26 protein-coding genes and 1 tRNA gene are annotated in these 26,380 nt (G+C 67.3%); 23 read left to right on the top strand and 4 right to left on the bottom strand.

All coding sequences use genetic code 11. The features are described from left to right. Positions 1–14: 14 nt before the first annotated feature. Together trpC and LK996_RS05960 are read left to right on the top strand one after the other, a co-directional pair. Positions 15–803 (top strand): indole-3-glycerol phosphate synthase TrpC, encoded by a 789-nt coding sequence (trpC, locus tag LK996_RS05965; protein ID WP_230526207.1) that lies wholly within the window; start codon positions 15–17, stop codon positions 801–803. Then, positions 800–1,498: a haloacid dehalogenase-like hydrolase gene (locus LK996_RS05960; protein WP_230526206.1), complete on the top strand. Its 699-nt coding sequence runs from the start codon at positions 800–802 to the stop codon at positions 1,496–1,498. The genes trpC and LK996_RS05960 overlap by 4 nt, the downstream gene beginning before the upstream one ends. A gap of 72 nt (positions 1,499–1,570) precedes the next feature. On the opposite strand, the gene LK996_RS05955 is transcribed toward LK996_RS05960, so the two are convergent. Next, the gene (locus LK996_RS05955; RefSeq protein ID WP_230526205.1) at positions 1,571–2,023 is read right to left on the bottom strand and encodes a GNAT family N-acetyltransferase; all 453 of its coding nucleotides are present in this window, start codon (positions 2,021–2,023) and stop codon (positions 1,571–1,573) included. Beyond that, the gene (gene crp, locus LK996_RS05950; protein ID WP_230526204.1) at positions 2,023–2,712 is read right to left on the bottom strand and encodes a cAMP-activated global transcriptional regulator CRP; all 690 of its coding nucleotides are present in this window, start codon (positions 2,710–2,712) and stop codon (positions 2,023–2,025) included. The genes LK996_RS05955 and crp overlap by 1 nt, the downstream gene beginning before the upstream one ends. A gap of 175 nt (positions 2,713–2,887) precedes the next feature. On the opposite strand from crp, the gene speD reads away from it, so the two are divergent. Continuing rightward, positions 2,888–3,679 carry an adenosylmethionine decarboxylase gene (gene speD, locus LK996_RS05945; protein ID WP_230526203.1) on the top strand — a complete coding sequence of 264 codons (792 nt, stop codon included), beginning with the start codon at positions 2,888–2,890 and terminating at the stop codon, positions 3,677–3,679. A 52-nt stretch (positions 3,680–3,731) separates the two neighbouring features. Here speD and coq7 read toward each other — a convergent pair whose 3' ends face one another. Next, positions 3,732–4,370 (bottom strand): 2-polyprenyl-3-methyl-6-methoxy-1,4-benzoquinone monooxygenase, encoded by a 639-nt coding sequence (gene coq7 / locus LK996_RS05940; RefSeq protein WP_230526202.1) that lies wholly within the window; start codon positions 4,368–4,370, stop codon positions 3,732–3,734. Positions 4,371–4,417: 47 nt separating this feature from the next. On the opposite strand from coq7, the gene LK996_RS05935 reads away from it, so the two are divergent. The 6 genes from LK996_RS05935 (at position 4,418) to maiA (ending at position 7,766) form a co-directional block, all read left to right on the top strand. Continuing rightward, entirely contained in the window at positions 4,418–4,852 is a 435-nt protein-coding gene (locus tag LK996_RS05935) for an EF-hand domain-containing protein (RefSeq protein WP_230526201.1), read from the top strand. Between the two features lie 183 nt (positions 4,853–5,035). Beyond that, a complete protein-coding gene (rplM, locus tag LK996_RS05930; protein ID WP_230526200.1) occupies positions 5,036–5,464 on the top strand; it encodes a 50S ribosomal protein L13 in 429 nt (142 codons plus the stop codon). A 9-nt stretch (positions 5,465–5,473) separates the two neighbouring features. Further along, entirely contained in the window at positions 5,474–5,866 is a 393-nt protein-coding gene (rpsI, locus tag LK996_RS05925) for a 30S ribosomal protein S9 (protein ID WP_230526199.1), read from the top strand. 59 nt (positions 5,867–5,925) lie between these two features. Then, positions 5,926–6,000 (top strand) — tRNA-Gln (locus LK996_RS05920). An 83-nt stretch (positions 6,001–6,083) separates the two neighbouring features. Further along, positions 6,084–7,064 carry a fumarylacetoacetate hydrolase family protein gene (locus LK996_RS05915; RefSeq protein ID WP_230526198.1) on the top strand — a complete coding sequence of 327 codons (981 nt, stop codon included), beginning with the start codon at positions 6,084–6,086 and terminating at the stop codon, positions 7,062–7,064. 39 nt (positions 7,065–7,103) lie between these two features. After that, complete coding sequence (maiA, locus tag LK996_RS05910) at positions 7,104–7,766, top strand: maleylacetoacetate isomerase (protein ID WP_230526197.1); 663 nt, start codon at positions 7,104–7,106, stop codon at positions 7,764–7,766. On the opposite strand, the gene LK996_RS05905 is transcribed toward maiA, so the two are convergent. Next, the gene (locus LK996_RS05905) at positions 7,759–8,871 is read right to left on the bottom strand and encodes a PilT/PilU family type 4a pilus ATPase (protein ID WP_230526196.1); all 1,113 of its coding nucleotides are present in this window, start codon (positions 8,869–8,871) and stop codon (positions 7,759–7,761) included. The two genes, maiA and LK996_RS05905, sit on opposite strands and share 8 nt — an antisense overlap. A 169-nt stretch (positions 8,872–9,040) precedes the next feature. Between LK996_RS05905 and LK996_RS05900 the strand changes: the two genes are divergently transcribed. The 14 genes from LK996_RS05900 to LK996_RS05840 all read left to right on the top strand — a co-directional run bounded on the left by LK996_RS05900 (position 9,041) and on the right by LK996_RS05840 (position 26,379). Further along, positions 9,041–10,312, top strand: coding sequence for an OmpA family protein (locus tag LK996_RS05900; RefSeq protein WP_230526195.1), 1,272 nt, complete (start codon positions 9,041–9,043; stop codon positions 10,310–10,312). A 147-nt stretch (positions 10,313–10,459) separates the two neighbouring features. After that, a complete protein-coding gene (locus tag LK996_RS16570) occupies positions 10,460–10,582 on the top strand; it encodes a hypothetical protein (RefSeq protein ID WP_255656396.1) in 123 nt (40 codons plus the stop codon). A gap of 51 nt (positions 10,583–10,633) precedes the next feature. Beyond that, entirely contained in the window at positions 10,634–10,849 is a 216-nt protein-coding gene (locus LK996_RS05895; RefSeq protein WP_230526194.1) for an HP1242/YdcH family protein, read from the top strand. A 165-nt stretch (positions 10,850–11,014) separates the two neighbouring features. After that, complete coding sequence (locus tag LK996_RS05890) at positions 11,015–12,385, top strand: pyridoxal-phosphate dependent enzyme (protein ID WP_230526193.1); 1,371 nt, start codon at positions 11,015–11,017, stop codon at positions 12,383–12,385. A gap of 48 nt (positions 12,386–12,433) precedes the next feature. Then, on the top strand, positions 12,434–13,600 hold the full coding sequence (locus tag LK996_RS05885; protein WP_230526192.1) for a cystathionine gamma-synthase: 1,167 nt from the start codon (positions 12,434–12,436) through the stop codon (positions 13,598–13,600). A gap of 1 nt (position 13,601) precedes the next feature. Beyond that, positions 13,602–14,387, top strand: a complete 786-nt coding sequence (locus LK996_RS05880; RefSeq protein ID WP_230526191.1) for an ABC transporter permease — start codon at positions 13,602–13,604, stop codon at positions 14,385–14,387. A gap of 4 nt (positions 14,388–14,391) precedes the next feature. Then, complete coding sequence (locus LK996_RS05875) at positions 14,392–15,159, top strand: ABC transporter ATP-binding protein (RefSeq protein WP_230526190.1); 768 nt, start codon at positions 14,392–14,394, stop codon at positions 15,157–15,159. 4 nt (positions 15,160–15,163) lie between these two features. Beyond that, the gene (locus LK996_RS05870; RefSeq protein WP_230526189.1) at positions 15,164–16,564 is read left to right on the top strand and encodes a glycosyltransferase; all 1,401 of its coding nucleotides are present in this window, start codon (positions 15,164–15,166) and stop codon (positions 16,562–16,564) included. After that, positions 16,561–17,871, top strand: coding sequence for a UDP-N-acetyl-D-mannosamine dehydrogenase (gene wecC / locus LK996_RS05865; RefSeq protein ID WP_255656395.1), 1,311 nt, complete (start codon positions 16,561–16,563; stop codon positions 17,869–17,871). The genes LK996_RS05870 and wecC overlap by 4 nt, the downstream gene beginning before the upstream one ends. 14 nt (positions 17,872–17,885) lie before the next feature. Next, positions 17,886–20,951, top strand: a complete 3,066-nt coding sequence (locus LK996_RS05860) for a glycosyltransferase family protein (protein ID WP_230526188.1) — start codon at positions 17,886–17,888, stop codon at positions 20,949–20,951. A 16-nt stretch (positions 20,952–20,967) separates the two neighbouring features. Continuing rightward, positions 20,968–23,163: a glycosyltransferase gene (locus LK996_RS05855; protein ID WP_230526187.1), complete on the top strand. Its 2,196-nt coding sequence runs from the start codon at positions 20,968–20,970 to the stop codon at positions 23,161–23,163. Between the two features lie 44 nt (positions 23,164–23,207). Beyond that, positions 23,208–23,684 carry a hypothetical protein gene (locus LK996_RS05850; protein ID WP_230526186.1) on the top strand — a complete coding sequence of 159 codons (477 nt, stop codon included), beginning with the start codon at positions 23,208–23,210 and terminating at the stop codon, positions 23,682–23,684. Between the two features lie 101 nt (positions 23,685–23,785). Continuing rightward, positions 23,786–25,423: an ArnT family glycosyltransferase gene (locus LK996_RS05845; protein WP_230526185.1), complete on the top strand. Its 1,638-nt coding sequence runs from the start codon at positions 23,786–23,788 to the stop codon at positions 25,421–25,423. Further along, complete coding sequence (locus LK996_RS05840) at positions 25,420–26,379, top strand: glycosyltransferase family 2 protein (protein ID WP_230526184.1); 960 nt, start codon at positions 25,420–25,422, stop codon at positions 26,377–26,379. The genes LK996_RS05845 and LK996_RS05840 overlap by 4 nt, the downstream gene beginning before the upstream one ends. The last annotated feature ends 1 nt before the right edge of the window (position 26,380 follow it).

Genomic DNA, 26,380 nt, shown 5'->3' with positions numbered 1-26,380 from the left:
GGCAGAATGACCGCATGAACGACGTGTTGCAGGCCATCCTCGCGCGCAAGGTCGAGGAAATCGAAGAACGCCAGCGCATGCGTCCACTCGCCGTGATGCGCGAAGCAGCGCTCGCGCAGCCGGCGCCGCGCGGATTCGCGCAGGCGATCCGCGACAAGCGTGCACGGGACCTGCCCGCGGTGATCGCCGAGGTGAAGAAGGCGAGCCCGTCGAAGGGCGTGATCCGCGCGAACTTCGATCCCGCGGCCATCGCGCGCAGCTACGAAGCCGGCGGCGCGGCGTGCTTGTCCGTGCTCACCGACGTGGACTACTTCCAGGGCAGCAACGCGTACCTGCGGCAGGCCCGCGAGGCCTGCGCGTTGCCGGTGCTGCGCAAGGACTTCACGATCGACGCCTACCAGGTCTACGAAGCGCGCGCGCTCGGCGCCGACTGCATCCTGTTGATCGTCGCCGCGCTCGACGACCTGCAGCTGGCCGACCTCACCGTGTTCGCGCTCGAACTCGGCATGGACGTGCTGGTGGAAGTCCACGACATCGACGAACTCGAACGCGCGCTGCAGGTGCCCGCGCCGCTGCTCGGCGTGAACAACCGCAACCTGCGCACCTTCGACGTGTCGCTCGACACCACGCTCGCACTGCGCGACGCGGTGCCGCGCGACCGCATCCTCGTCACCGAGAGCGGCATCGGCACGCGCGCCGACGTGGCGCGCATGCGCGACGCGGGCATCAACGCGTTCCTCGTCGGCGAAACCTTCATGCGTGCGCAGGATCCGGGCAAAGCGCTGCGCGAGTTGTTCGCATGAGCGCCAACGACGCAACGCCGCCGCTGGTCGTCTTCGACTTCGACCACACGCTGTACGACGGCGATTCGGGCGGACACCTGGTGCTGTGGCTGATCAAGCGCAGCTGGTGGCGTCGCGTTGCGGCGATCCTCGCCGCGCCCTTGCTGCTGCCGCTCGTCGCGTTCCTGCCGACGCGGCGGTTCGGGATCTCGGGGTTCCTTTGGATCGGAACGCTTGGACTGCATGAGCGCAACGAGCTCGACAGGCTGATCGACCAATACGTCGCGAGCGACGAACAACGCATCCGTTCGCGCCTGCTTCCGAAGGCGCTCGCAGTGCTCGAAGCGCATCGCAAGGCCGGCGACCGCGTCCTCGTCGCCACCGGCGCGCCGCCGGAACTCGCGCGCGCGATCCTCGACTTCGTCGCGCACAAGGACCTGCCCGTGATCGGCAGCCTCTCGCGCCCTTTCCTCGGCGGCCTCGTCACGCGCGAGCACTGCCACCACGAAAACAAGATGCGCATGGTGCGCGGCGCGGGCTATGGGCCGATCGAAGTCGCGTATTCCGACAGCGCAGCCGATTTGCCGTTGCTGCTCGCGGCGCGCAAGCCGGTGGTGGTGAACCCGAAGCCGGGCCGCATCGAGATGTTCCGCCGCGTGTTGCCGGCTGGCACGCCGATCCTCAACTGGGGTTGCGTCGAGCGCGGCGGCGAGTAACCAGAGGCAAGCAAAAACAGGGGTCAGAGCACCATTTCGTCGAAATGGTGCTCTGACCCCTGTTTTTGCTCCTCAGTCGCCCAGCAGCTTCACGAAGTGCCGCGACCCATCCGAGTACCCGCACGCGTGATAGAAGGCGTGCGCGCCGCTGCGTGAAGGATTGCTGGTGACTTCGAGCCGCACCGCGCCGTTGCGGCGCGCGAGCGTTTCCATTTCGCGCAGCAGGCGCCGACCGATGCCAACGCCGTGGTGCGCTTCGTCGACGACCATCGCGGTGATGCGCGCGACGTCGGCGCCGCGCGTGATCGAGTAGTTCAGCTTCATCGCGGCGAGCCCGGCGGGCTCGCCGTTGCATTCGCAGAGCACCAGGAACTGCCGCGGTTCTTCACGGCAGGCCGCGATGCGCGCGGTGGCTTCCTCGGCCGTGCACGGATAGCCGAGCACGTCGAGCAGGGCGGCGACCGCCTTCGCGTCGTCCGGGCCGACGCCTCGTACCCGCAGGGTCACGGCGGCGTCGGCTTCCATCAGCGCGTCCCGTACAGCACGACGGTCTTGCCGCGGGCGTGGAGCTTGCCCTCGGCTTCGAGCTTCTTGAGCACGCGGCCCGCCATTTCGCGCGAGCAACCGACCAGGCGCGCGAGCTCCTGGCGCGACACGCGCAGCTGCGTGCCCTGCGGATGGCTCATCGATTCCGGCTCGCGGGCCAGGTCGTGGAGCGTGCGCACGATGCGGTCGGTGACGTCGAGGAAGGCGAGGCGACCGGCCTTGCGGCTCGTATCGAGCAGGCGGCGCGAAAGCTGCGCGCCGATCATGTAGAGGATCTTCGGCGCGTCGGCGACCAGCGGGCCGAGCAGCAGTTGATACAGGCGCTCGTAGCTGATCTCGGCGAGCTCGCAGGGCGTGCGCGTGCGCAGCGCCACTTCGCGCTTCTCGGTTTCGATGAACAGGCCCATCTCGCCGACGAACTCGCCGGCGCCGAGGTAGCCGAGCACCAGCTCACGCCCGTCGTCTTCCTCGGTGATGATGCTCACCGAGCCGTTGACGACGTAATAGAGCGTGCCGGCCGGGTCGCCGGGGCGGAAGACATCGGTGCGCGTGGGATAGCGACGGCGGTGGCACTGGGCGAGGAAACGCTCCAGCGTGGGCGCGTCGGGGGCAAGGGGACTGGTGGCGCGACGGAGCGGCGTGGCGTGCGGCGACAGGGTTGGGCTCATGGGCTCGGCGTCGTGAACAAGGGGAGTGGAACGGGGGATCGCTGGAGCTTAGGCCCAATTTCCGAGCAGCGGTAGATAGCGTGCACGCCGCGCGATCCCCCTACGGGCCCGCATGCCGCATAATCGCGCCCCTCGACGGCACCCCCTCGCCGTGCACCACCCAAGGATTCGACAGATGGTCAAGCCGCTGCCGCGCCTCAAGCTCCAGGGTTTCAACAACCTGACCAAGGCGCTGTCGTTCAACATCTACGACGTCTGCTACGCGGTGTCGGAAGAGCAGCGCCAGCGCTACATCGAATACATCGACGAGGAATACAACGCCGACCGCCTCACCCAGATCCTGACGGACGTGGCGGAGATCATCGGCGCGAACATCCTCAACGTCGCCCGCCAGGATTACGACCCGCAGGGCGCGTCGGTGACCATCCTGATCAGCGAACAGCCGGTCGTGGAGAAGGCGCTCGCCAAGGGCGTGATCTCCGAGGCGGTGGTCGCGCACATGGACAAGTCGCACATCACGGTGCACACGTACCCGGAAACCCATCCGGACAACGGCATCGCGACTTTCCGCGCCGACATCGACGTCGCGACCTGCGGCGTGATCTCGCCGCTGAAGGCATTGAACTACCTGATCGAGTCGCTCGAATCCGACATCGTGGTGATGGACTACCGCGTGCGTGGCTTCACCCGCGACATCAAGGGCAAGAAGCATTACATCGACCACAAGATCAACTCGATCCAGGACTACCTGGCGAAGAACGTGAAGTCGCGCTACGAGATGCTCGACGTCAACGTCTACCAGGAAAACATCTTCCACACGAAGATGCACCTGAAGGAATTCGACCTCGACAACTACCTCTTCGAAGAGAAGGCGAAGAACCTCTCGTTCAAGGAGCGCATGAAGATCGAGGCGCGCCTCAAGCGCGAAATCGAAGAGCTGTACCACGGGCGAAATTTGTCCGAGTGATACGAAAAAGGCCGGCGAATCGCCGGCCTTTTTGTTTGCGTCGCCGATCGCGTCAGATGCGGTAGGCGATCGTCTTCATCAGGTTCGATGCGGCCGCCATGATGGTCGGCACCGGTTGCGGCAACACGCGCGCGCCTTGCGCCTGCGCATGGTCGGCGTGGCGTGCTTCGTCTTCCTTCATCGTTTCGAGGATCGCGCGGCTCCGCAGGTCGGCGGCGGGAAGTTGCTCGAGGTGTTCGTGCAGGTGGGCTTCGACCTGGCGTTCGGTTTCCACGACGAAGCCCAGGTTCCAGCCATCGCCGCGCAGGCCGGCGATCACGCCGATCGCGTAGCTGCCGGCGTACCAGACGGGGTTGAGCAGGCTGGGGCGCGAATCGAGTTCGGCGAGGCGGTCTGCGCACCACGCGAGGTGGTCGGTTTCCTCGGCGGCGGCGGCCAGCAGTTGCTCGCGCGTGCGCGGGTCGCGCGCGACCGCGGCCTGGCCGACGTAAAGCGCCTGCGCGCAGACTTCGCCGACATGGTTGATGCGCATGAGCCCGGCCGCGTGGCGGCGTTCATCGTCCTCCATGACCACGTCGGCGGTGTCTCCGGCCGGGTTCGCGCGGCCCGCGTCGGGGCGGCCGAAGACGGTGGAGAGGGCGTTCTGGGCATCGGCCAGCACGCGATCGAGCGGGGTCAGGGCGCGGTCCATGGGGGCAGTTTAAACTTCCGGGCGCTCAGTTCCCCCTCGGAGGCCGCATGAACATCCGCAACGTTTTCCTGATCGCGCTCGTGGCCGCTTCGCCGGCGTTCGCGCAGAACAAGCCTGCGCCCGCGCAACCCGCCGCCGCGCAGCAGCAGGGCGGTCCCGACGCCGTGTTCGCCCAGTGGGACACCGACAAGAACGGCACGCTGTCGAAGAACGAGTTCCTCGTCGGTTGGGCCGCGCTGCGCAGCGACATGGTGATGCAGCGCATGCAGGCCGAGTTCGTGCGCCAGGATGCCGACAAGAGCGGGAAGCTCGAAGCGGGCGAGTTCGCCAACCTGCTGATCGTGCAGCGCCTCGGCAAGTCGGCGCCGCCCATGTCGGCGTACGACGCCAACAAGAACAACGGCCTCGAGTTCCCCGAGTACATCGAGTACATCAAGGGCTCCGTGCGCCTGGTCCCGGCGGCCGCGCCGCAGGCCAAATAAGGCCCCGCGCCCCCCGGATGGCCCGCCGCCCCCGCGATCCACGCGACCTGAAGGGTTGCGGCGGCCCCGGGGCGCGGCTATCATTCCGCCTCTTTTGTTCCGCCCTACATCGCGCGGCAACCTTCCGGCTCCTGCAACGGGTCGCCGGAACAAGCCCGACCATGTACCCAAGAAGAGTTACGCATGAAGACTTTCAGCGCCAAGAACGAGACCGTCCAGCGTGACTGGTACATCGTCGATGCCGACGGCAAGACCCTCGGCCGCCTCGCCACCGAGCTCGCCCGCCGCCTCCGCGGCAAGCACAAGCCCGTCTACACGCCCCACGTCGATACCGGCGATTACCTCGTGGTGATCAACGCCGAGAAGATCCACGTGACCGGCAAGAAGCTCCAGGACAAGATGTACCACCGGTTCACCGGTTACATCGGCAACCTGAAGACCGAGTCCCTCGCCCAGGCGCTGGAGCGCCATCCCGAGCGCGTCATCGAGACCGCCGTGAAGGGCATGCTCCCGAAGAATCCGCTTGGCCGCGCCATGTATCGCAAGCTCAAGGTGTACGCCGGCCCGAACCACCCGCACACGGCCCAGCAGCCGCAGCCCCTGGATATCTAAGGTAACGTCATGGCGATCCAGCAGAATTACGGCACCGGCCGTCGCAAGTCCTCCACCGCCCGCGTGTTCCTGCGCAAGGGCAACGGCACCATCACCATCAACGACCGCACGATCGAAGACTTCTTCGGTCGCGAAACGGCCCGCATGATCGTGCGCCAGCCGCTCGAGCTGACGCAGTCGACCGACAAGTTCGACGTCGTCGTGACGGTCGAAGGCGGCGGCATCACCGGCCAGGCCGGTGCGATCCGCCTCGGCATCTCGCGCGCGCTCGTCGAATACGACGAAACGCTGAAGACCGAACTGCGCAAGGCCGGTTTCATGACCCGCGACGCGCGTGAAGTCGAGCGCAAGAAGGTCGGTCTCCACAAGGCCCGCCGCGCCACGCAGTTCTCGAAGCGCTGATCCTGCAGAGCACGATCCGCTTCGCGAATCGCGGTACAATCGCAAGCCCAGCTTTATACAGCCCCGTCGCCAAGCGGTAAGGCACCTGACTCTGACTCAGGCATTCGGTGGTTCGAATCCATCCGGGGCTGCCAAATACGAACGAACCCGCCGAAAGGCGGGTTTTTTCGTTCAGGCGCTTACAATGCGCGGCTCCCACGCGTTCGAGAGTCTCCGCATGAAGCTTGGTTCCCTCAAGGAAGGCGGCCGCGACGGCACGCTCGTCGTCGTCTCCCGCGACCTCACGCGCGCCGTGCGCGCCACCGCCATCGCGCCGACGCTGCAGCGCGCGCTGGAAGACTGGTCGAACGCCGCCCCGCGCCTGAACGCACTCTCCGATGCATTGAACGCAGGCGAAGCGCAGGACGCGTTCGACCTCGACGTCGCCGCGCTCGCAGCGCCGCTGCCGCGCGCGTACGAATTCGTCGACGGCAGCGCGTATCTCCCGCACGTCGAACGCGTGCGCCGCGCGCGCGGCGCCGAAGTGCCGGAATCCTTCTACGTCGACCCGCTGATGTACCAGGCGACGAGCGCCGGCTTCCTGGGTCCGCGCGACGCGGTGAAGGTCGTCGACGAAAGCTATGGCATCGACCTCGAAGCCGAGATCGTGATCGTCACCGACGACGTGCCGATGGCGGTCTCGCCGGAACGCGCGGCCACGCACATCCAGCTCGTGGGCCTGGTCAACGACGTCTCGCTGCGCAACCTCATTCCCGCCGAACTCGCCAAGGGCTTCGGCTTCCTGCAGTCCAAGCCGCGCTCCGCGCTGTCGCCGGTGTTCGTCACGCCCGACGAACTGGGCGATGCGTGGCAGTCGAACAAGGTCCACCTGCCCCTCGTGACGCACGTCAACGGCGCCTGGTTCGGCGCGCCGGAAGCGGGCGTCGACATGCAGTTCGACTTCGCCCAGCTCGTCGCCCACGCGGCAAAGACGCGCCCGCTGTCGGCGGGCACGATCGTCGGTTCGGGCACGATCGCCAACGAGGACACCTCGAAGGGCGCCTCGTGCTTCGCCGAGAAGCGCACGGTGGAAACGCTGGAGCACGGCAAGCCGACCACGCCCTTCCTGTCCTTCGGCGACAGCGTGCGCATCGAGATGTTCGATGCGAACGGCGACTCGATCTTCGGCGCCATCGACCAGCGCATCGAAGCGAGCTAAGGTGCAACCCACGCGGGCGCACTGGGGAGCAGGGCTGACGTGAACGATCGGTTGCGGTTGTACTCGTACTGGCGCTCCAGCGCCGCGTATCGCGTGCGCATCGGCCTGAACCTCAAGGGCCTGCCGTACGAGTCGTACCCCGTGCACCTGCTGCGCGACGGCGGCGAGCAGCACCGCCCCGAATTCCGCACCGCCAATCCGCAGGGCCTCGTGCCCGTCCTCGAACACGGCCAGCGCATGCTGCGCCAGTCGATGGCGATCCTCGAATACCTCGACGAAGTGTGGCCCGAGTCCCCGCTGCTGCCCGCCACGGCGCGCGACCGTCAGCGCGTGCGCGGGCTCGCGCAGCTCGTCGCCTGCGACATCCATCCGCTCAACAACCTGCGCGTGCTGCAGTACTTCGAGCGCGAGTGGCACGTGCCGCAGCCCGAGCGCGACGAATGGGTGCGGCACTGGATCATCGAGGGGTTCGAGGCGTTCGAGGCGATGCTCGTCGACCATCCCTCGACCGGCGCGTTCTGCGACGGCGACATGCCGACGCTCGCCGATTGCTGCCTCATCCCGCAGGTCTACAACGCGCGCCGCTTCGGCATCGACGTCGCGCGCTTCCCGACGATCGTGCGCATCGAACAGGCGTGCCTGGCGCTGCCGGCCTTCGACGCCGCGCGCCCGGAAAAGCAGCCCGACGCGCCCGTCAGTTGACCTTGGCGTCGAACACGTCCGCGTAGGGGTCGTGTTCGCCGGTCGCGCCTTCGGACAGGCGGAACTTGAGGGCGAGGCCATCGCGCGAGTCGGCCGCGTTCAACGCGTTTTCCTTCTCGATCTTGCCTTCCTTGTAGAGGCGGAACAGGCATTGGTCGAACGACTCCATGCCTGCTTCCAGCGACTCTTCCATCGCCTGCTTGATCTCGTGCACCTGGCCGCGGCGCAGCAGGTCGCGGATCATCGGCGTGTTGATCAGCACTTCGGCCGCCGGCACGCGGCGCCCGTCGACGCCGACCACCAGGCGTTGCGACACCACCGCCTTGAGGTTGAGCGCGAGGTTCATCAGCACGTTCTTGTGCGCGGCCTCGGGGAAGAAGTTGAGGATGCGCTCGATCGTCTGGTCGGCGTTGTTGGAGTGCAGCGTCGCCAGGCAGATGTGGCCGGTTTCGGCGAACGCGATCGCCGCTTCCATCGTGGTCGCGTCGAGGATTTCGCCGATGAGGATGACGTCGGGCGCTTCGCGCATCGCGTTCTTCAGCGCGTTGTGGAAAGCGTGCGTGTCCAGGCCGACTTCGCGCTGGTTCACGATCGACTTCTTGTGCTTGTGCAGGTATTCGATCGGATCCTCGATGGTGAGGATGTGGCCGGCCGACGTGCTGTTGCGGTGGTCGATCATCGAGGCGAGCGTGGTCGACTTGCCCGAACCCGTGGAGCCCACGATCAGCACCAGGCCGCGCGGGGCCATGATGATCTCCTTGAGCACCTGCGGCAGCTGCAGCTCCTCGATCGACGGGATCACGCTGCGGATCGCGCGGATCACCATGCCGACTTCGCCGCGCTGCTTGAACACGTTCACGCGGAAGCGGCCGGAGTCGGGCAGGGCGATCGCCATGTTGAGTTCGAGATCGCGCTCGAACATCGGCACCTGGCCTTCATCCATGAGCGAGTAGGCGATCTTCTTCACCATGCCCGCGGGCAGGCCCGTGTTGCCGAGCGGATAAAGCTTGCCTTCGACCTTGATGTACACCGGCGCGCCGGTGGTCAGGAACATGTCGGAGGCGTTCTTCTCCGTCATCAGCTTCAGGAAATAGCCGATGTCCATTTTTGCGTACCCCTTGGTATTCAGTGCCCCGATGCGACCGTTTGCATGCGCGGCCCGGCTTGCCACAATGACCGCGCGTCGAATCCCCTACGAACCCAGGCACGGCACCCCTATGCGCCCAAGCTTCGCACACTTCCCTGAAACGCAACATGCGAGGCTGCGCGGCCTTGTGATCGCTGTCGCGCTGGTCACGACGGCGATGTTGTCGGGCTGCTCGAGCCTGCCGCCGCCGACCAACGAGTTGGCGGGAGCGCAGCAGTCGGTGGCGCGTGCCGAGAACGCCGATGCGGACCAGTACGCGGCCGCCGAGCTGGCCAATGCGCGCAACGCGCTGGGCCGGGCGCAGTCGGCGATGTCCGAGGGAGAGGAGGACGATGCGCGCCTGCTGGCCGAGTCGGCCGCATCGTGGGGCGACCTCGCGCTCGCCCGCAGCCGCGCCGCGAGCACGCAGGCCGACTACGACCAGCGCCGCAACGAGATCGCCGATCTTCGCCAACGCCTGCAGCTGGGCGCCGACGATGCGGGCCCGGCGCCGCTGGCCTGGACCGAGCCGAACGTGCCGGCCAACGCCGACGCGCAGACCGCGATGTCGCAACGCCTCATCGCGCTCGACGCCGATGCCCGCCTCCAGGGCATGGCGTCCTACGAGCGCCTGCAAGCACGCCAGTCGGTCGACGCGCTCGCCAACGTGCGCAAGAGCGACCGCGCGCAGGCCACGCAGGTCGCGCAGCGGCGCGTGGAAACGGCGGAACTCTCCGCGCGCACCGAGGCCACGCGCCGCGACGTCGATCGCCTCGACCGCGAACGCAGCGACCTCCTCGTCGAAGCGAGCCGCCAGGAAGCCGAACGCGCGCGCCAGGAAGCCGAGCGCATGCGCGTGGAAGCGCAGATCCAGATGGAAGAAGCGCAGCGCCTGCGCGCGAGCGTCGAAGCCGAATCCGCCGCGCGCATGCAGGCCGAGGAGATCATCCTCGACGTCGCCGGAGACCAGAAATCGAAGCTCTCCGCCGCACGCGAGAAGGAAGCCGCGCTCGCCCGCCAGGAGGCGGCACTCACCGGCGCCGGATCGCTGCCGGCGTCGAAGCGCGATGCGCGCGGCGAGGTCTTCACGCTCGACGGCACGTCCTTCGGTTCGGGCAAGTCGACGCTGACCGCGGCCGCCTCCGCGAACGTCGCCGCACTGGGCGCCTACATCGCCGCGGCGCCGACCGGCCGCATCTCGATCGAGGCCCACACCGACGGCCAGGGCGAAGCCGACGCGAACCAGCAGCTCTCGCAACGCCGCGCCAACGCCGTGCGCGACACCTTGGCGAACGCAGGCGTGCCGAAGTCGCGAATGCAGGCCACGGGCATGGGCGAAACGGCTCCGATCGCAGACGACGGCACCGCGGCGGGCCGGGCGCGCAACCGCCGCGTCGAGATCATCGTCGCCGATAAATAACCTTTTATTTTCAATCATTTGACAGCGCCTTGCCGACCGTCGGCAGGGCGCCGCAAATCATCGAAGGTCCCCTTGCCGCCGCCACGGCGGAGGAGTAGCGTCGATTCCCCGAGCACTCCGTTTGCTCGGCTTGAAGAGACCAGGCCGATGACCCAGACGCCCGCATTCGAGGAGCGTGCCACCGGAAAATCCTTCCGGGCGGGCGCCCCGATGAATGTCCAGGCGACCCGCGATGAAATCGACCGAATCTTCGAACGCCTCGTGCCGTGACCGGCCCGGGGCGTTTGCGTTTTGAGGCATCACGATCCAGAGGAGGCTGACATGTTCGAAGGGCAACCGCAGGCGGAACTCGATGCGCTGATCAAGGCCAACCCGGAGTTCAAGACCCTGTACCAGCGCCACAAGGAACTCGACAAACAAGTACTCGACGCCGAACTCGGCGTCCTCGCCATCGACGACCTCACACTGTCGAAGATGAAGCGCGAAAAGCTTCTCGCGAAGGACCGCCTCACGTCGATGTACGCCGCCAACCACTAGCGGCCCCGACACGATTCATCGCAACACGCTTCACCACCGTCGCGGGCGGCGCCGGCGTCCTCGTCTGCAGGCGCCGCCCGCGGTGGCATCTCCGCCGCATGCTTCTCCCCGGCATAATCTCCTGCTCCGCCGCACGCACGCGGCCGCCAGCGGGACGAAACGCGCATGCCGATCCATCAATCCGTGCTCGAACTGATCGGCGAAACGCCGGTCGTGCAGGCCCAGCGTCTCGACGCCGGCCCGTGCACGCTGTTCCTCAAGCTCGAGAGCCAGAATCCCGGCGGCTCGGTCAAGGACCGCATCGGCATCTCGATGATCGAAGCCGCGGAAAAGCGCGGCGATATCAGGCCGGGCGACACGCTCGTCGAAGGCACGGCCGGCAACACCGGCATCGGCCTTGCGCTCGTCGCGCAGCAGAAGGGCTACAAGCTCATCCTCGTCGTCCCGGACAAGATGAGCCGCGAGAAGATCTTCAACCTCAAGGCGATGGGCGCGCAGGTCGTGCTCACGCGCAGCGACGTCGCCAAGGGCCATCCGGACTACTACCAGGACATGGCCGAACGCATCGCGCGCGAAACGCCCGGCGCGTATTTCATCAACCAGTTCGGCAACCCCGACAACCCGGCCGCGCACGAGTTCGGCACGGGCCCCGAGATCCTGCGCCAGATGGACGGCGACCTCGACGCGATCGTGTTCGGTTGCGGCAGTTCGGGCACGATGACCGGCCTGTCGCGCTGCTTCGCCAATCATTCGCCGAAGACCGAGTTGATCCTCGCCGATCCCGTCGGCTCGATCCTCGAGGAATACATCAACCGCGGCACGCTGTCCGACAAGTCGGCGAGCTGGATGGTCGAAGGCATCGGCGAAGACTTCCTCCCGCCGATCTCCGACTTCACGCGGGTGAAGAAGGCCTACGCGATCCCCGACAAGGAAAGCTTCCTCACCGCGCGCATGCTGCTGGAGAAGGAAGGCATCCTCGGTGGCTCCTCGACCGGCACGCTGCTCGCCGCCGCGCTGCGCTGGTGCCGCGAACAGACCGAGCCCAAGCGCGTGCTCGTGTTCGTGTGCGACACCGGCAACAAGTACCTGTCGAAGATGTACAACGACTACTGGATGCTGGACAACGGCTTCCTGGAGCGCGAATCGCAGGGCGACCTGCGCGACCTGATCCTGCGCCCGTATTCGCGCAAGGACACCATCGTCGTCGGTCCCAACGACCTGCTGGTCACCGCCTACCAGCGCATGAAGCTGTACGACGTCTCGCAGCTGCCGGTCATGGACGGGGAGAAGATCGTCGGCATCGTCGACGAGTCGGACGTGCTCCTGCATGTCTACGGCGACGAGAACCGCTTCCGCGACCCGGTCTCGACCGCGATGGTGTCCAAGCTCGACATCCTCGACGTGGGATCGCCCATGGAGGCCCTGCTGCCGGTCTTCGACCGCGGCCACGTGGCCATCGTCACGGATGGGACCCGTTTCCTGGGACTCATCACGCGGATCGACTTGCTGAACTGGCTCCGCCGCAGGGTCCAGTAAGCGGCCGATGCTAAACTGGACGGCATTTTCACGGCCGGGCAGGGCGACATGAAGGACGAGACGGGCAAGGCCTACGGCCGGGGCACATTGGCCATCCACGCGGGACAATCGCCGGATCCGTCGACCGGCGCGGTGATGACGCCGATCTACGCGACTTCGACGTACGCGCAGTCGAGCCCGGGCGTGCACCAGGGCTTCGAGTACTCCCGCACGCACAACCCGACGCGCTTCGCCTACGAGCGCTGCATCGCCGGCCTCGAAGGCGGCACGCGCGGGTTCGCGTTCGCCTCGGGCCTGGCGGCGACCTCAACGCTGCTCGAACTGCTCGACAGCGGCGACCACGTCGTCGCGATGGACGACCTGTACGGCGGCACGTTCCGCCTGTTCGAACGCGTGCGCCGCCGTTCGGCCGGCCTGGATTTCTCGTACGTCGACATGAGCGACACGGCGAAGTTCGAAGCCGCGCTCAAGCCCAACACGAAGCTGGTCTGGATCGAAACCCCGACCAACCCGCTGCTGAAGCTCGTCGACATCGCCGCGATCGCGAAGATCGCCAAGGCGCGCGGCCTGCTCGTGGTGGTCGACAACACCTTCTCCTCGCCGATGGTGCAGCGCCCGCTCGAACACGGCGCCGACATCGTCATGCACTCGGCGACGAAGTACCTCAACGGCCACAGCGACATGGTCGGCGGCATCCTCGTGGTCGGCGACAACGCCGAACTCGCGGACAAGCTCGCGTTCCTGCAGAACTCGATCGGCGCGGTGCAGGGGCCGTTCGACAGCTTCCTCGCCCTGCGCGGCCTGAAGACGCTGCACCTGCGCATGCGCGCGCACTGCGACAACGCACTCGCGCTGGCGCAGTGGCTCGAATCGCATCCGTCGATCGAACGCGTCGCCTACCCGGGCCTCGCTTCGCACCCGCAGCGCGCGCTCGCGCAGAAGCAGATGGACGGCTTCGGCGGCATCGTCACGATCTTCGTGAAGGGCGGCCTCGACGGCGCGAAGCGTTTCTGCGAACGCACCGAACTGTTCACGCTCGCCGAATCGCTGGGCGGCGTCGAAAGCCTGGTGAACCACCCGGCGATCATGACGCACGCGTCGATCCCGCCCGAGCGTCGCGAGCAGCTGGGCCTGTTCGACAACCTCGTGCGCCTGAGCGTCGGCGTGGAAGACCTCGACGATCTGCGTCGCGACCTCGACCGCGCGCTGGCCTGAGATGGAACTGTTCGACCACATCCGCGCCAGCGTGCGCGAGCCCGGGTTCTGGGCCTATTCCAGCTGGCTGGACATCGTCACCAAGTACCGCCGTTCGCGGCTGGGCATGGTGTGGCTGTTGTTGCCGCCGATGCTGTACGTCGGCGGCATCGGCTATTTCTACGCGTTGCTGCAGAACAAGGATCCGATGGCGTCGATCCCGGTGTTCGCGATCGGCTACCTGTTGTACCGCCTGTTCGCCTCGGTGATCACCGAATCGTGCACGGTGCTGCTGGGCCATTCGGGCTTCATCCTCGACGGGCACCTGCGCCTCACCGATTTCATGTTCCGCGTGCTCGCGAAGTCGCTGTTCTACCTGCTCGCCGCGATGCCGCTGGTGGTCGTGGTGCTGCTGCTGTCGCCGGCGCTGCACTGGACGGGGCTGCTGACGTTGCCGGCTGCGTTCTTCCTCGTGGTGTCGAACCTGTTCTGGATCTCGGTCGTCGTTGCGCTCCTCGGCGCGCGCTATCCGGACGTCAACGAACTCACCGGCAGCATCTTCATCTTCGCGTTCATCCTCACGCCGATCCTGTGGCCGCCGGAGATGGCGCCGTGGGGAACGCCGCACGGATGGTTCATGCGCGCCAACCCGCTGTACCACATGATCGAAATCATCCGCGCGCCGTTGTTCGGCAATCACATCGAGACGCTCACGTACGTCTACATGGCCGCCATGACGGTGATCGGCTGGACGGCCGCGGCCGTGCTGTACCGGCGTTATTCGCGCTACGTGCCGGTGTGGGTGTAAGGCCATGAGCACGCACATCCACGCCCACGACATCACCCTCGAGCTGCCGCTGTTCCTGCAGAACGCGCGCTCGGCGACATCGCTGTTCAAGACGCTGTGGGGCGCGGCCTTCGATCCGCCGCGCCGCGAGTTCCGCACGATCCTCGACCGCGTGTCGTTCACCGCGAACGCGGGCGACCGCATCGGTCTGCTGGGGCGCAACGGCGCCGGCAAATCGAGCCTGCTGCGCATCCTGACCGGTGCGTACCAGCCCACGACGGGACACGTGGACATCGAAGGCTCGCGCCAGGCGTTGCTCAACGTCTCGCTCGGGTTCAACAACGAAGCCACGGTGCTGGAAAACATCTACCTGCGCGGCACCGCGATGGGCCTGCGCGCGTCGCAGGTCCGCGATGTCGTGTTGCCCGTGCTCGAGTTCGCCGAACTCGAGGACAAGACGCACCATCGCCTCAAGACACTGTCGTCCGGGCAGCGTTTGCGCCTGGGCTTCGCGATCGCGACGGCCGAGCAGCACGACATCATGATCATGGACGAGTGGATCGGCGCGGGCGACGCGGCGTTCATCCACAAGGCGCGCGACCGCATGCGCAGCCGCGTCGACGGCGCCAAGATCGTCGTGCTCGCCAGCCACAACACCGCGCTGCTGCGCGACGTGTGCAACAAGGGGCTGGTGCTGCAGGAAGGCAAGCTCGTGCATTTCGGCGACATCGAGTCGGCGATCAAGTCCTACGAAGAAAGCCTGCGCGCACCCGCGCCGGCCAGCGCGGCCTGATCGCATGCGCCTGCTGCTCGTCGCCTACGACTTCCCGCCCATGCCGTCGCCGCAGGCGATCCGCTGGGCGTACCTGGCGCGCGAGCTCGCGAACGCCGGGCACGACGTGCAGGTGCTCGCACCCGATCTCGTGTCGCGCGGCCCGGGCATGCCCGAATTGCCGGCGAGCGTCGTCGTGCATCGCGTGTATCCGGGTCCGCTCGCGGGCTTCGTCGCCTCGCGCCAGCGTCGCCAGCCGCAGGGGGCGATCGACGACTCGGTCACCGAGTGGAACGTGTCGACCGACGGCCTCAACTGGAAGGGCCGCCTGCGCGATCGCACCGAGAAGCTGATCAAGCGCCGCTTCGCGCACGGCCTGAACTGGAAGGGCCACGTGATGGAAGTGCTGAAGGCGATCGAAGCCTTCGTGCTCTATCCCGACGCGCGCACCGAGTGGCTGCCGTGGGCGCGCAAGCGACTCGACGCGGTCCTCGACGAGTTCCGCCCGGATGCGGTGATCACCTCGCACGAACCGGCGAACACGCTGCAACTCGGCCTGCAGGCGCGCGAGCGCGGCTTCCGCTGGATCGCCGACCTGGGCGATCCGGTCCTCGCGCCGTACACGCCGCGCCGCTGGCGTCGCCGCGCACACAGGATCGAACGCGCGACGTGCGAACGCGCGGACCTCGTCACCGTCACGAGTGCGCGCACGTGCGCGCTGCTCGCGGAGCGCCACGGCCTGCCGCGCGAGCGCTGCCTGGTGCTGACGCAAGGTTACGACGCGACGTTCGACCCGACTTCGCTCCCCGTGCCGGCCTTCGATCCGCAGCGGCTGGAGTTGCTCTACACCGGCAGCTTCTACGCGTTCCGCCGCGTCGATGCGTTGCTGCACGCGATCGCCGCGACGCCCGGCGTGCGCCTCAACATCGCCAGCGCGCACGTGCCGTCGGCGATCGTCGAAGTAGCCGCCACGCAGCCCGGGCAGGTCCGCCTGTTCGGTTTCGTCTCGCACCGCCGCGCGCTCGCGCTGCAGCGCAAGTGCGACGTGCTGGTGAACATCGCCAACGACGACCCGGTGCAGGTCCCCGGCAAACTCTACGAATACCTCGGCGCCGGCGCGCCCATCCTGCAGGTCGGCGGCATCGACGACGACGCGGGCGCGCAGCTCGTGCGCGACGCGGGCCTCGGATGGTGCGAGCGCGGCGACGCCGATGCGCTGGCCGCGCGCCTGCGCGCGCTGCTGGACGAGAAGGCGCGCAATGGCCGCGTCGCGCGTCCCGGCAACGCCGGTTACGACATCACCCGACACGCCTGGCACCGCCTTGCTTCCACGCTCGTGCGCGCCATCGAGACCGAACCACGGAACGACCACGCGCATGCCGACGCCAACGAAGCGCCGCGCATCGCGATCAGAGGACATCGATGAACGACACCATCCAGAACCCCGCTCGCGCCGCGGAGGCCGGGTCGGACGCGACGCGCGCCGACGTCGCCGTCGTCGGCCTCGGCTACATCGGGCTGCCCACGGCCGCGATGTTCGCGTCGAGCGGCAAGCGCGTGCTGGGCATCGACATCGCGCGTCGCGTCGTCGACGCGGTCAACGCCGGCGAAACGCCGATCGAGGAAACCGGCCTGCCGGAACTCGTGCGTCGTTGCGTCGACGGTGGCTCGCTGCGCGCGGCCATCGCGCCCGCCGCGGCCGATGCGTTCATCATCGCCGTGCCGACGCCGGCCGACCACGACACGCACGCGCCGGACGTGCGCTACGTCGAAGCCGCCGCGCGTTCGATCGCGCCGGTGCTCGCGAAGGGCAATATCGTCGTGCTCGAATCCACCTCGCCGGTCGGCACCACGCAATCGATGGCGCGCCTGCTCGCGTCGCTGCGCCCCGACCTGCGCTTCCCGCTCGACGGCGAGACTGCGCCGGACGTGCACGTCGCGTACTGCCCGGAGCGCATCATTCCCGGCCGCATGCTGCAGGAACTCGTCGAGAACGATCGCATCATCGGCGGCATGTCGCCGAGCTGCACCGAGCGCGTCACCGCGCTGTACCACGCGTTCGTGCGCGGCGCGTGCATCCCCGCCGACGACCGCACCGCCGAGTTGTGCAAGCTCACCGAGAACGCGTTCCGCGACGTCAACATCGCCTTCGCGAACGAGCTTTCGATGATCTGCGGCGACTGGGGCCTGGACGCGTGGAAGGTCATCGCGCTCGCCAACCACCATCCGCGCGTGAACATCCTCAACCCGGGCCCGGGCGTCGGCGGCCACTGCATCGCGGTCGATCCCTGGTTCATCGTGTCGGGTGCGCCGGAACGCGCGCGCCTGATCCGCACCGCGCGCGAAGTCAACGACGCCAAGCCGATGTACGTGCTCGAACAGGTCGCGCACGCCGTCGCCGCGGCGAGCGTGCCGAATCCGCGCATCGCGTGCATGGGCCTGACCTACAAGCCCGACGTCGACGACTTCCGCGAAAGCCCCTCGCTGCAGATCGCGCGCGCGATCGCCGCGCGCTATCCGGGCCGCGTGACGTGCATCGACCCGTATTCCGATGCGATCGGCCATTCCGGCGAAGCGACCGACGGGATCGTCTTCGGCCCGCTGGAGTCCACCGTGCAGGCCGCCGACGTCATCGTCATGCTGGTCGGGCACTCCGCGTTCCGCAGCATGCAACGCCCCGCCGGCAAGGCCGTCATCGACGCCACCGGTTTCTGGAACACCACGAAGTCCTGACGCAAGGCCGCCACATGACCATGCACGACGATCACGATCACGACGGCCACGACGACAACCCGTGGGCCGATCGCATCAACGAGGCCTACTACGATGCGATGGGCGCCGCCTTCGGCCAGAAGACGCGCGAACGCATCAACTGGATGTGCGCGCAGGCGCGCGGCGACACCGTGCTCGACGTCGGCTGCAGCCAGGGCATCGCCTCGATCCTGATGGCGCGCGAAGGCCTGCGCGTGACCGGGCTGGACATCTACCCGCCCGCGATCGAATACGCGATGGGCGAGCGTGCGAAGGAAATCGCGACGGTGCAGGAGCGCCTGGATTTCCGCTGCGGCGAACTCGCCGCGCTCGGAGACGGCCAGTACGACACGGTGATCATGGGCGAGGTCGTCGAACACCAGACCAACCCCGTGCGCTTCATCCGCCAGGGCGCGGCGCGCGTCGCACCCGGTGGGCGCATCGTCGTCACCGTGCCCTACGGCCTGCACCCGTGGCCGGACCACAAGTCGACGATCTTCCCGCGCCACCTGCACGAAGCGCTCGCCGACGAATTCACGCTGGACGCCATCGAAGTCCTGGAAGGCTACATCCGCATCGTCGCCGACCGTCGCCCCGCCGGCGAAGCCGCGCGCGACGAATCGGATGGCCTGCTGCGCGCGACCGAAACCGGCGCCCTCGACGTGCAGACCGGCTACTACACCCTCAGCGCCATCGCGCAGGAACGCGCGAAGGCCAACGCGACCCTCGAGCAGAACGCCAAGGTCCTGCGCGAGGCGCAGCAGAAGATGACCACGCGCGCGTTCGAACTCGAACGCGATCTCGCCGTGCGCACCGAGCGCGGCAACGGCCTGCAGGCCGCGCTGGACACCGCGAACAAGGCGCACGCCGAGCAGTCGACGCAGATGCATGCGCTGCGCGAAGAACATGCGGTCGATGCGAAACGCATCGCCGCCCTGCAGACCCAGGTCGTCGAGCTGCAGTCGGAGCTCGTCAAGGTGCGCGGCAGCGAACGCGCCGAGGCCGATCGCGTCCGCGCCATGCAGCAGCAGCTCGAGGCGTCCGCGAAGCGCGCGACCGAGTTGCAGGACAGCGCGAAGCAGACGCGCGGGAAAATGGACGAGTTGCGACAGGAACTCGTCCACGCGCAGCACAAGCGCAGCGGTCACTACGCGCACCTGGAGGCCGAGCGCGAGCGCGCGGTCAAGTTCACCGAAGTGGTCAACCGCCTCCACGAGGAAAACGAGCGTTACAAACACTCCGTTGCGCTCGCGATCGGACAGGCCTTCCTCGGCCTGCGCAGCCCGCGCGGCATCATCGGTTTTCCCCGCGCGATCGTGCGCGCCGCGCGTGCCTACCGTCGTCGCGGAAGCGACGGCATCCCGGCCACGCCTGCTCCGCTGCCCGAACTCAGGCCCGTGGTGGTCCCGCCGCTGGCCTCGACGGGCGGATCGGCGGCCAGGTCGTCGATTCCCGCGATGCCCGCGGGCGATCCGGCCAACGCGTTGTCGACGATCGGCTGGAAGCAGGACATCCGGCCGGGCACCGTGCCGGTGATGAGCGTGATGGACGAGTTCTCGCGCGCTTGCTTCGCACCGCACGCCTCGATGATCGAACCGCGCCCGGACAACTGGGAAGGACTGCTGGAGACGTGCAAGCCGCGCTTCCTGTTCGTCGAGTCCTCGTGGAAGGGCAACCACGGCACGTGGCAGTACCGCGTGGCGAGCTACGCCAATCCGCCGGGTCGTGAACTGGGCGAAATGGTGGATGGCTTCCAGAGCCGCGGCGTGCCCACGGTCTTCTGGAACAAGGAAGACCCGGTCCACTTCAACAACTTCATCGACAACGCCAAGCGTTTCGACGTGGTCCTGACCACGGCCGCGGAAGCCGTTCCCGAGTACGAGGCCCGCACCGAAGCGCGCGTGGGCGTGCTGCAGTTCGCGGCCGAGGAATCGCTGCACAACCCGATCGGCTCCGCGGCGCGCAACGACAAGGTCTGCTTCGCCGGCAGCTATTACGCGAATCGTTTCGAGGACCGTCGCGCCGACCAGCTGATGCTGCTCGATGCGGCCACCGCGTTCGACCTGGACATCTTCGACCGCAACTACTCCGCGAATGCGAGCGCGCCCTCCGACTTCGCGTTCCCCGAACGTTTCTCGCCCTTCGTGCGCGGCCGCCTGCCGTACGCGGAAGTCGGGCAGGCGTATCGCAACTACCGTGTCTTCCTCAACGTGAACTCGGTGATCGATTCGCCGACGATGTTCTCCCGTCGCGTGTTCGAGTTGCTCGCGTGCGGCACGCCCATCGTCAGCACGTGGTCGCGCGGGACCGAGGAAGCGTTCGGCAACGACCTGGTGTGGCATGTGCGGACGCGCGAAGAGGCGGAGGAGGCCATCCGCGTGCTGATGACGGACGATGCCGAATGGCGTCGCCGCAGCCTCGCCGGCATCCGCGCCGTGTTCGCGCGGCACACGTATCGCCACCGCTTCCGCCAGGTGCTCGACATGCTGGAAATCGAGTCGCCCGCAGCGGATGTGTTCGAAGACGCGCTCGTCGTCGCCGACGTCGGCGACCAGGCGCAGGCCGATGCCGTGGTCGCTGCGTTCCAGCGCCAGGCGCTGGCGCCCGGCGTGCACGCGCGCCTGTTGCTCGCATCGGCCGCGGAGATCCGCGCCGATGCGCCGCACGTTGTCGTCGCGCGCGTGGACGGAGGCGTGGAGGACGCGCTGTCGCGCGGCCACGCCGAGGAGGGCTGCGGCATGATCGCGCGCCTGTCCCCGACGGCCGCCTACGGCCAGCACTACCTGCAGGACCTGCTGCATGCCGCGCGCTATGGCGGCGCCGATCTGACCGGCAAGCCGGCGGACGGTCGCGAGGACTCGCAGTACCAGTCGGGCATCGCACTCGATCCGCTCACGCTGATGTGCCGTCGCGAGTTGCTCGCCGCCAATCGCCGGGTCGCGAAATCGTTCTTCGGCCAATCCGCGAGCGGGCTGCCCGAAGGCATCAAGACGTTTGCAAGCGACACCGCCAACTTCGTGCGGTCGGGGCAGGGCGCCGAAGCACGGGCGCTCGTGGAATAAATCGGGAACACCGGGAATGAGCAGGAAGATTCGAGTCGGGGTCAGCGGGCATGACCTCAAGTTCTGGTATCCGCTGCAGCGCGCGCTGGAGAAGACGGGGAAGTACGAGTTCCGCGAAGACGCCTGGACCGGGCACGACGCGCACGACCCCGCGCAATCGCAGGCGCTGCTGGAGTGGGCCGACATCCTCGTGGCCGAATGGGCGCTGGGCAATGCGGTGTATTACGCGCGCCACAAGCGCCCGCACCAGCGACTGATCGTCCGCCTGCACCAGCAGGAACGCCGCACGGCGTTCCCGGGCCAGATCGACTACTCGAAGGTGGAGCGCGTGCTGTTCGTCGGTGCGCACATCCTCCACGACTGCGTCGAAAAATTTGCGATCCCGCCGGAGATCTGTTCGGTGCTCGCGAACTTCGTCGACGTCGATCGCTACAACCTGCCCAAGCACGGTGGCGCGGAGTTCACGCTCGGCCTCATCGGAACGGCGCCGTCGAGCAAGCGCCTGGATCTCGCGATCGACACGCTCGAACTGCTCGCGCGCCGCGACGACCGCTACTGCCTGCGCGTGAAGGGCGCCAACCCGGCGACCATTCCGTGGCTCTGGGCGCGGACCGCCGAACGCGACTACTACATGCAGGTGTACGCGCGCATCAATGCAGGACCGTTGCGCCACCGGGTCATCTTCGACCCGCAGGGCAACGACGTGCATCACTGGCTGCAGATGATCGGCGCGATCCTCTCGCCTTCGGACCACGAGAGCTTCCACATGGCCTTGTCCGAAGGCGCGGCATCGGGCGCGGTCCCGGTGCTGTGGGCGCGCGAAGGCGCGCAGGACATCTATCCGGAATTCCCGTTGGTCCGCGACGCGGGCGAAGCGGCGGCGCTGATCGAATTCCATAACCGCAGCGCCGCGGGCGCGCGTGTCCGGCAACAGGCGAAGGACATCATCCGCAGTCGCTACGACACGTCGGAGATCGTCGGCGAGTGGGATCGACTCCTGTCGGGCGGCGGCGACGCGCAAGCGCAGCCCGCGAAGTCCGGCAAGCGGCGCGACGTGCTGGTGGTGTGGGCCATCGACAAATGGCGCAACTTCCATCGGCGCGAAATGCTGGAGGCGTTGGCCGCGAACGTGGCCGACCGCTTCGACGTCCTGGTGATCGAGCCCGGAAGCCACTACGCGACCATCGCGAAGCTGGGCTGGGCGCCTGCGTCCGAGTTGAAGCGCATGGCCGCCGGCGAACTCGTCCACGAACACGACAACATCTTCCGGACCCGCCTGTTCACCGGCGGCATGCCGCCGGAGGTCGCATCGGCGAAATACCAGGGGAAAGGCGACGATCCGCTGGCCGTCCTCGACGGCCTGGTCGCCGAGCACTGGCGCGGCGCGCGGGTCCTGCACTGGGTCTACAAGCCGGACCAGGCGTTGCGCCTCGGCGACAAGCGCCGCTACGTGTACGAGGTCTACGACGACTACACGATGGATTTCGGAACGGGCGAAGTGCATCGGGCCACGCTCGACGCCGAGCCGAAGGCGCTGGCGCAGGCCGAGCATGTATTCTTCACGTCGCAACCGCTGTTCGACCGCAAGGCCGCATCGGCGCGAGCGGCAAGCCTGGTGGGCAACGGCGTGGCGTTCGATACGTTCGCGCGCTACCACCTCGGCAACCATCGCGTGCCTGGCCGGCCGGTCGCGGGCTACCTCGGGAATCTTTCGAACTTCTTCGACTGGGCGCTGGTCCTGGAAGTCTGCCGGCGGATGCCGGAGGTCGATTTCGTCCTGCACGGCCAGGTGGAACTCGCCGAAGGCGACACGCGGTGGGAGCTCCAGCGGCAACTGGCTGGCCTCGACAACGTGCGCTTCACCGCGCGTGTCGGCCGGGAACTCGGTGCGGCCGCGATCAACCGGTACGACGTGCTGCTGATTCCGTTCGTGGTGAACGAGGCCATGCATGCGGTGAATCCGTTGAAGCTGTGGGAGTACTTCGCGACCGGTCGCCCGGTGGTGTCGACGCCCATGGACGCGATCACCGAGCAAGCACCGGCACTGATCGTCGCGGATGGGCCCGATGCATGGGTCGATGCGATCCACCAGGCGCTCGGCGAGGATTTCACCGGCGAGCAGGCCGTCGCCGCGCGAATCGAGCGCGCGCAGGCCAACAGCTGGCACCACCTGACGTCGAACCACGCTGCCACGCTTCGCGCACTGACCTAAGCGACACGCTGTCGATGTCTCCCCTCAATTTCCAGGAACACACCATGTACAAGCAGATGATCGGGACGATGGTCCTCGTGGCCGCCCTTGCCGCGTGCTCGGACAAGTCCGCCCAGCAGGCGCCGAAGCAGACCGCGGCCGAAGGCGCCGCCGCCCTCGCGACCACGCCGGCCGTCGCGCCGGACAGCAACGAGTTCCCGGGCGGGTTCGTGCCGGACTTCAAGTACCAGATCCGCTCGAAGAAGACCGAAGACCAGGGCGCCGAGCGCTATCGCAAGCTCGTGATCGAATTCCAGCAAGTCGACGCGGCGGAGATCGACAAGCGCATCGAGTCGAAGCTGGCCGCCCTGGGCTATCGCCGTTACAAGGCCTTCCAGGAACCGAATGGCGCGTTCGTGGGCGACTACGGCAGGAACAGCGGTCATCGCATCACCGCGACGACGACCCAGGCGCAGCCGGGCATGACCATGCTCAACGCGGACTCGCGTGGCACGGTCTACTTCGTCTGGAAGCCCGAATAAGCCTTGCCGACACCGGGCGCGCCGGATGCGCGCGCCCTCGCAAATGGATTGCTCGACGTCACGAGGGGTGACTCTTGCCTGCAACAGCTCGCTTTTGCCACGTGTTGCCCTTCGTGGGCCCGGCCCTGGCCGTGGTCCTGGCGTATCTCTTCTACACGGGCCTGTACTGCAGCGATGACACCCGCTACCTGATCGGCATCCAGAAGATCGTCGGCGGCGAGTGGATCGACCTGCATTCGAACGCCGAGCGCAGGCTCGTCTTCCTGCTGCCGGGTGCGCTCTTCCTGTGGGCGTCGGGGGGAACGTCGATCGACGCGGCCATCGTGTCGTACTCGCTGTTCTACGTCGCCCTGCCGTTCCTGGCGTGGGCGGTCGTGCGGCGACATGGCGAGTCGCGCGCGTTGCTGGCCTCCATCGCGGTGGCCCTGTGCCCGCTGCTGTATGTCAATTCGGGCGCGCTGCTCCCCGACATCTTCAGCTCGTGCCTCGTGGCGATGCAGCTGGTCCTGCTCGCGAAGTGGCTGCGCGCGAACCGCGAGGGCAGGCAACCGCGGGCATGGATCGCCGTCGCGCTGGGTGCGTTGATGGTCTTCGGTGCGGCGGTCAAGGAAAGCAACGCCGTCATCGCGTTGATTCCCGCCGGCTTCATCGGCATCGACCTGCTGCGACGGAAGTTCGCGCGCACCGCATGGCGCGAATGTTTCCTGCTGGTCGCGGGCGCGCTCGCGTTCCTCGCGGCCGAAGCGATCGCGCACAAGATCTTCGCGGGCCAGTGGCACGTCGCGCTGCTGAACACCGCCGAGTCGCACAACTTCCAGAGCTACCTGGACGCGCAGGGCCACACGCCCGTCGAGCGCTTCACGTTCCTCTACGACAGCCTGGATCCGTGGACGACCACGTTGTTCGGCATCGCACTGGCGGTCGCCATCGTCCTGACGGTTGCGACGCTCCTTCGGCGCACGCGCATCGAGGCGATGGAGTGGATCGTGCCGGCGCTGTTCTTCGTCTGGCCGCTGGTCTATTTCACGATCGGCACCGCGAGTTTCCACGAGTACGTTCCGCCGGTGATGCAGGCGCGCTACTACGCGCCGTGCATGTTCCCCGCCGTGGTGCTGATCTTCATCGCGCTCGGCAAGCGCGAGGGTTGGCGCGATCGCGTGGCGCTGGTGGCCGGCATCGCCGTGGTGGCGATGCTCGCCGTGGGCGTCACGCGCCAGTTCGGCGAGCGGGGCGTCGCCTACTCCTCGCGCGCGCAGAATGCGATCCGCCTGGTGATCACCGACATGACGTCGAAGGCGCCGGGCCTGCCGATCTACGACGTCTCCGAACTCGGCCACGTCGACCTCAAGCGTTGCCGCCTGCTGCTGCTCGCCGAAGCCGGGTATCGCGATGCGGATGCGAGCAAGCTCGACGTCGCGCACCTGCCGCCCGGGCCGTTCCTGTTGTACGGCACCGATGCGAAGACGCTGTGGACTTCGAAGGCGCCGTTGAACCAGGAAGTCGTGCGGCGCGTCGCGCGCGGCGAATGGCGCCTGGATTTCGTCGGGTACTACTTCGCCGACTCCGATGCGGACGATGGCACGTGGTGGCTCCCCAGGCAGCGCGCGATCGTCAGGAAGTTCGAACTGGATGAAGCCGCATACAAGGAAGCTCGCGTTCCCGCGGGCTACATCCCGTGGATGAAGCGCGAAATGCATTCCGAGATTTTCCTGGTCACCCCGACTGGAGAAGCGCAATGACCCCTGAGGCGCCCGCGATCTGCGTCGTCATCCCGTCCTACCGGGTGCGCGAGCACGTGCTCGGCGTGATCGAGCGCATCCCGGACAGCGTCGGGCGGATCTACGTCGTCGACGATGCGTGCCCGGAGCATTCCGGCGATTTCGTGCAAGCCAATTGCCGCGATCCGCGCGTGCAGGTCCTGCGCAATCCGGTGAACCTCGGCGTCGGCGGCGCGGTGATGGCGGGTTACGCGCAGGCGCTGGTGGACGGCGCGGATGTCGTGGTGAAGGTGGATGGCGACGGGCAGATGGACCCGGCGCTGATCCCGCGTTTCGTGGCGCCGCTGCTGCAGGGCAAAGCCGACTACACCAAGGGCAATCGCTTCTTCGACCTGCGCGTGATGAGCAGGATGCCCTTCGTGCGCCTGGTCGGGAATGCCGGCCTGTCGTTCATGACGAAGCTCTCCACCGGCTACTGGAGCATCTTCGATCCCACCAACGGTTACACCGCGATCCACCGCCGCGCGTTGTCGCACCTGCCGCTGGAAAGCATCAGCAAGCGCTACTTCTTCGAGACCGACATGCTGTTCCGGCTCAACACGCTGCGTGCGGTGGTGCGCGACATCAACATGGATGCCGTCTACGGCGACGAGAAGAGCAGCCTGCGGGTGACGAAGGTGCTGCCGGAGTTCGCGGTGCGCCACGCGGTGACGTTCGCCAAGCGCATCTTCTACAACTACTTCCTCCGCGACTTCTCGATCGCCAGCGTGGAGCTGGTGGCGGGCGTCTGCCTGCTCGGTTTCGGCATCGTGTTCGGCGCATCGGAATGGGTGCAGTCGATCCGCACCGACGTGCCCAGCACCGCGGGCACGGTCATGATCTCGGCGCTGTCCATCATCCTCGGCTTGCAGCTTGTCCTTGCGTTCCTCGCTTACGACATTTCCGCCACGCCGCGCGATCCGATGGATCGGACCTGAG

This window comes from Noviluteimonas lactosilytica, from assembly GCF_020866925.1.
Taxonomy (GTDB): domain Bacteria; phylum Pseudomonadota; class Gammaproteobacteria; order Xanthomonadales; family Xanthomonadaceae; genus Noviluteimonas; species Noviluteimonas lactosilytica.
The sequence above is the reverse complement of the archived record's forward strand: the minus strand, read 5'-3'. Positions and strand labels throughout refer to the sequence as shown.